Annotated in this window: 2 protein-coding genes and 1 pseudogene; 1 reads left to right on the top strand and 2 read right to left on the bottom strand. The window is 74.2% G+C overall.

All coding sequences use genetic code 11. From position 1 onward, the window contains the following. Positions 1–52 precede the first annotated feature (52 nt). Positions 53–1,018, bottom strand: coding sequence for a DUF1152 domain-containing protein (locus ABZ885_RS38820; RefSeq protein WP_360199563.1), 966 nt, complete (start codon positions 1,016–1,018; stop codon positions 53–55). Positions 1,019–1,234: 216 nt separating this feature from the next. Here ABZ885_RS38820 and ABZ885_RS38815 point away from each other — a divergent pair, with 216 nt between their 5' ends. After that, positions 1,235–2,644: an STM4012 family radical SAM protein gene (locus tag ABZ885_RS38815; RefSeq protein WP_360199561.1), complete on the top strand. Its 1,410-nt coding sequence runs from the start codon at positions 1,235–1,237 to the stop codon at positions 2,642–2,644. A 36-nt stretch (positions 2,645–2,680) separates the two neighbouring features. Here the strand turns inward: ABZ885_RS38815 and ABZ885_RS38810 are convergent. Continuing rightward, positions 2,681–2,791: pseudogene (locus ABZ885_RS38810) on the bottom strand (GNAT family N-acetyltransferase); the annotation flags it as partial.

Here is a 2,791-nt window from a genome sequence, read left to right as displayed (position 1 = left end):
GGTTCGCGCTGGCGGCGGGCCCAGACGGACGGGATCGGGTGCGCCTTGCTGGCTAGCGGTCGTAGCGCTCGACGACGCCGGCCCCGTCCGCCGAGGCCGCGGAAAAACCGGCGGCGGACGACACGAGCCCCGCCGACGCGGCGAGCCCGACGGCCCGGGCCCGGTCGCGCTCGCGGGCGATCTCGGAGAACCCGCACACCGCCAGACTGGCCCGCTCGGCCTCGTCGAGCGTCGCGCAGTCGGCCAGCCGCCCGGCCAGCGGGTTGAGGGCGAGGGCCTGGCCGAGCGGCAGCCGGTGCACGCCCGCGCTGCGCCCGTCCAGCCGGACGGGATCCCCCACGTCGCGGATGCCGCAGAGGCCCCGTACGCCCCGGGCGGCGGCTGCCAGCATGGCGCTGGCCTCCGAGGGGTGCCAACCGAAGGCCCGGCGGACCGGGCGGACGTGCGCGTCGGTGAGCGCGAACGCCGGCTCCGGCAGCCGGGCGAACAGGTCGCGCTCGGGCAGTTCGCGGTCGAGCGCGGGGCCGGCGATCCAGACGTCGGCGGCCAGGCCGGTGCGCGCGCAGGCCGCGAGGACGAGCGCATCGCCGAGGGGGCTGCGCAGCGTGGGTTCGTCGCCGGCCGCCAGGATGTCGCCGCCGACGTCGACCACGTCGACGTGGCCCACGCCGCAGTAGTCGGCGGCGGCCCGGATCGTCCGGGCCAGGCCGGCCGTGCCCTCGGAAGGGTCGAGCAGTCCGAGCGCGGTGCCGAGGTCGGCGGCGAGCCGGGGCAGCGAGGAGCCGGCCGCACCGACGGGCGTGGTGGAGCCGGTCACCAGGTCCAGGTGGGGGCGGGGCGATTCCAGTCCCGCGAAGTCGGCGCGGCCGCGGGGCCCGGGCAGGGGGTCGACGGTCAGCCGCTCCCACGAGTAGGTGAGGACGAGCACCGGCTCGACGGACCCGTACAGCGCGGTGCCGACCATGGCCGCCGCGATGGGATCGCCGCCCCCGCCCGCGGCGATGACGATTCGCTTCATGAGAAGAACGGTTACCGCATGCGCACCGCCAAACGCCAGTGCTCCACAAGCAATTGACTGGTCTACATATTCTTCCGTGCGAACCTCCCAACCGCCCGGCCCGCCGGAGCCCGCTGCTAGGAGGTTCAGCCCCGTGACCGGCACGGCCCGCCCGACCTAGCGTCGTCCCGCCCGGTCTTTACCGGAACTTGACCACGGCGACAGGAAGTTGTGCCGATGAGCAGCTCCACACCTGTGCGGATCACCCGGCGCCCGGCGGACGACCGGCCCGGCCCGGCGGAGGAGACCGCCACCCCGTACCGGCAGTACGTCTACGCCTACCCCCACCAGAAGGCCTACCGCCGGCAGGCCGACGGCCCCCTGCTCAGCGAGCTCTGGGCCGGTGAACGGCTGGACGCCCTCTCGCTCTACGTCCACGTGCCGTTCTGCGAGATGCGGTGCGGCTTCTGCAACCTCTTCACCCGGACGGGTGCCCCCGAGGAGGTCACCGGCCGGTTCCTCGACACCCTGGAAAGACAGGCCCGGGTCACCCGTGAGGCGCTGGAGGCGCAGGGCCGGGAGCTCCGCTTCGCCCTGGCCGCGTTCGGCGGCGGCACCCCGACCTACCTCACGGCGGCGGAGCTGACCCGCCTCGCCGACATCTGCGAGCAGGTCATGGGCGCCGACCTCAAGGCCGTGCCGTGGTCGGTGGAGACGTCCCCCGCCACCGCGACCGACGACCGGATCGCCGTCCTCGCCGAGCGCGGCGCCACCCGGGTGAGCATCGGCGTGCAGACCTTCCTGGAGGACGAGGCCCGTGCGGCCGTGCGCCCGCAGAAGCGGTCCGAGGTCGACGCGGCTCTCACCCGGCTGAAGGCCGCCGCGTTCCCGATCCTCAACATCGACCTGATCTACGGCATCCAGGGCCAGACCGAGCGGAGCTTCCGCACCTCCCTCGACGCGGCCCTCGCCCGGGAGCCCGAGGAGATCTACCTGTACCCGCTGTACGTGCGCCCGCTCACCGGGCTAGACGGCCGGCACGCGGAGACCGGCGAGAGCTGGGACGAACAGCGGCTCCGGCTCTACCGCTCCGGCCGGGACCACCTGCTGGCCGCGGGGTACGAGCAGACCTCCATGCGGGTCTTCCGCCGCCGGGGCACCGCCGCCGTCGACCAGGCCGACGACGCCGGGATCAGCGAGTACAACCAGCAGGCCGGGATGGTCGGCCTCGGCGTCGGGGCACGCTCCTTCACCACCGACCTGCACTACACCACCGACTACGCGGTGGCCGTGCCCGAGGTCCGCCGGATCATCGACGACTACATCGCGACGCCGACCGAGGACTTCCGGCGCGCCCAGTGGGCGTTCCGGATGGACGACGGCGAACGCCGCCGGATGTACCTGCTCCAGACGCTGCTGGAGAGCACCGGCACCTCGGAGGCGGCGTACCGGCAGCGGTTCGGCGCCACCCCTCAGGAGCACTTCCCCGACCAGTTCGCCCGGCTGCTGGAGCGCGACTGGGTCCGCGAGCACGGCCCCGGCACCCTGCGGCTGACGCCCGAGGGCATGGCCTGGGCCGACGCGATCGGCCCGCTGTTCTTCTCCTCCCGGGTGAACGACGCGATGGCCGCCTACCAGGACCGCTGACCGCCGGAGCCGACGGCACGCCCCCGCGGTCACCGAGGCGTAGAGCCGCTCGGTGTTCGGGAAGTGCACCGCGCGGGCGAGGTCGCGGTAGCCGAGCGAGCGGTACAGCCGGCGGGCCGGCGTCTCCGCCATCGACGCCGAGACGCC

Origin of the sequence: Kitasatospora sp. NPDC047058 (genome assembly GCF_040643935.1) — a bacterium.
GTDB lineage: Bacteria > Actinomycetota > Actinomycetes > Streptomycetales > Streptomycetaceae > Kitasatospora.
Note: the sequence above shows the minus strand (reverse complement) of the source record. Positions and strands in the feature narration are given on the sequence as shown.